Origin of the sequence: Halomonas sp. KM-1 (assembly GCF_000246875.1) — a bacterium.
GTDB classification, from domain to species: Bacteria; Pseudomonadota; Gammaproteobacteria; order Pseudomonadales; family Halomonadaceae; genus Halomonas; species Halomonas aerodenitrificans.
The window spans coordinates 1-2,674 of the sequence record NZ_BAEU01000155.1; the positions used below are offsets into that span (position 1 = coordinate 1).

General features: G+C 65.7%; 3 protein-coding genes. All 3 read right to left on the reverse strand.

Translation table 11 applies throughout. The features are described from left to right. Positions 1 to 81: 81 nt before the first annotated feature. Entirely contained in the window at positions 82 to 786 is a 705-nt protein-coding gene (gene tsaB / locus B8115_RS20400) for a tRNA (adenosine(37)-N6)-threonylcarbamoyltransferase complex dimerization subunit type 1 TsaB (RefSeq protein ID WP_010629711.1), read from the reverse strand. A 124-nt stretch (positions 787 to 910) separates the two neighbouring features. Then, positions 911 to 1,567, reverse strand: coding sequence for an adenylate kinase (adk, locus tag B8115_RS20405; protein ID WP_010629712.1), 657 nt, complete (start codon positions 1,565 to 1,567; stop codon positions 911 to 913). Between the two features lie 236 nt (positions 1,568 to 1,803). Beyond that, positions 1,804 to 2,674 (reverse strand): 2-oxo acid dehydrogenase subunit E2 (locus tag B8115_RS20410; protein WP_010629713.1); only part of this gene is annotated, 871 nt, incomplete at its 5' end.

Sequence of the window (2,674 nt, forward strand, 5' to 3'; positions counted from 1 at the left end):
ATATCGCGAGCGCCGGATCGCCAGCCAGTACCAGCGCGCCCGCCTCACGCCGCAGCTCGAGCGCCGCGCCATCCACGTCGCTCATCCGCCCTTCTGCCACGCCACCTGGTCACGCAGATAGATCGGCTGCGCCTCGTGGGGGGCCGTACGTTCGCCGGCGGCGTATTGGCGAGCCGCCAGCAGAACCATCTCTTCCGCGGCCGGCTCGGTGTCGCTATCACGCTGGCTCACCGCGGCCTGCACCTCGACCGACATCGACTCCCACAGCGTCCAGCCGGAGCCGATGCCGTACCAGCCGTCCGGCCCCGCTACTGCTGGCAGTCGCAACCGCTGCGGTGCAATCACCGCCTCCCCGAGCAGCGCCTCAACGTTGCCGTCCCGACAGCGCCAGGCAGCGGCATAGATCTCGCTCATGCGCGCATCCAGCGCAGTGGCGACGTACTCCACGCCGTGTCGGCGATGCGCCGCCAGCGCCAGCGCTTCGAGGGTGGAGACACCCAGCAAGGGGCACTCAAGCCCGTAGGCCAGCCCCTGAGCCGCGCCGGCGGCGATACGCAAGCCGGTGAAGGAGCCCGGGCCACGGCCGTAGGCCACGGCGTCCAGCTCGCCAGGCGTCACGCCCGCCTCGGCCAGCACCTCGTCGACCATCGGCAGCAGCCGACGGGTATGCTCGCGGGGGGTCATGGCAAAGCGGGATATCAGCCTCGGCTCGTCGGCGCCACGCTGGATCGACAGGGCAACGGAGCAAGCACTGGAGGAGGCATCGAGGGCCAGCAGAATCGGCATAAGGGACATTTCGCTTCGAAGCATGAAGGCGACATTATACGCTGCCGGCGGATGCGGGACGATGGGCCACAACGCGAAAGGCCCGCCAAGGCGGGCCTTTCATACCGATTCACACCGAGTCGACTCAGGCGTCCAGCGCCTCGACCACCTTGCGGGTGATCTCATCGACGCTGCCCACGCCTTCCACACGGTGGTAGGCCGGGGCCGCCTCGGGCGCTTCCTCGGCCCACTGCTGGTAGTAGTCGACCAGCGGGGCGGTCTGCTCGTGGTAGACAGCCAGACGATTGCGCACGGTGGACTCGCGGTCGTCGTCGCGCTGGATCAGCGCTTCGCCGGTGACGTCGTCCTTGCCCTCTTCCTTGGGCGGATTGTATTCGACGTGGTAGACCCGACCCGACCCCGGGTGCACCCGGCGCCCGGCCAGACGCTTGACGATCTCTTCGTCTTCCACGGCGATCTCGAGCACGTGGTCGATCTTGACCCCGGCTTCCTTCATGGCGTCGGCCTGAGGGATGGTGCGCGGAAAGCCGTCGAACAGGAAACCGTTCTCGCAGTCGGGCTGCGCGATGCGCTCCTTGACCAGTGAGATGATCAGATCGTCGGACACCAAGCCACCGCTGGTCATGATCTCCTTGACCTTGAGACCCAGCTCGCTGCCTTCCTTGACCGCCGCGCGAAGCATGTCGCCGGTGGAAATCTGCGGAATCTTGTAGCGTTCGCAGATGAACTGGGCCTGGGTACCCTTGCCGGCCCCAGGGGCGCCCAACAGGATCAAACGCATCTAGATGCTCCTTGAGAGAGTGGAAATTCTTGTGAGTAAGTGGAATGTCATGAACGATAACCGCGGCGACGGCACCAGACAACCGCAGGCTATCGGGCAAGCCCCGCCCGAGCACCAAAGCCGCTGCATTATCAGCCAATTATGGGCGGGTTGCACTTTGGTATTCCCACCCGAAAGTGGAGCCCAAACACCGACGGCGCCCCGTAGGGCGCCGTCGGTGTCATCTCAGATCACATTCACAGCAGCATACGGCGGATGTCGCTCAGCGCCGCCGCCAGGAAGGCGGTGAAACGCGCGGCATCGGCACCGTTCACGGCGCGGTGATCGTAGGAGAGCGACAGCGGCATCATCAGGCGCGGCTCGAAATCGGCGCCGTTCCACACCGGTTTCATCTGCGCCTTGGAGACGCCGAGAATGGCGACTTCCGGGGCGTTGACGATCGGCGTGAAGGCGGTACCGCCGATGGAGCCCAGGCTGGAGATGGTGAAACAGCCACCGGTCATCTCCTCGCGCTTGAGCTTCTTCGACTGCGCCTTGCCGGCCAGCTCCACGCTCTCCTTGGCCAGATCGATCAGCGACTTCTTGTCGGCGTCGCGGATCACCGGCACCATCAGCCCATCGGGTGTGTCGACCGCGATACCGATGTGGACGTACTTCTTCCACACGATGGTCTCGCCGTCGCTCTTCAGGCTGACGTTGAACTGCGGGAACTTGCGCAGGGCGAAGGCACACGCCTTGATCAGGAACGGCAGCGGCGTGAGCTTGGCACCCTGGGCCTCGGCTTCGGCCTTCATCGCCTTGCGGAAGGTCTCGAGCTCGGTGATGTCGGCCTCGTCGAACTGGGTGACGTGGGGCACGTTGAGCCAGCTGCGGTGCAGGTTGGTGGCGCCCATCTTGAGCAGGCGTCCCATCGCCTTCTCTTCCACTTCGCCGAACTGACTGAAGTCCTGATCCGGTACCGGCGGAATGCCGGCGCCGCCAGTCGCCGCCGGCGCAGCAGCAGGCGCCTGGGCCTGCCCGGCCATGACCTGCTTGACGTAGGCGTGGATGTCCTCCTTCAGCACCCGGTCCTTCGGTCCGCTCGGCTTGACCAGGCCCAGGTCGACG

What these genes read in the sequence shown, in the direction of transcription:
- tsaB (WP_010629711.1), bottom strand. Translation starts at nt 786, where the DNA reads ATGCCGATTCTGCTGGCCCTCGATGCCTCCTCCAGTGCTTGCTCCGTT.
- adk (WP_010629712.1), bottom strand. Translation starts at nt 1,567, where the DNA reads ATGCGTTTGATCCTGTTGGGCGCCCCTGGGGCCGGCAAGGGTACCCAG.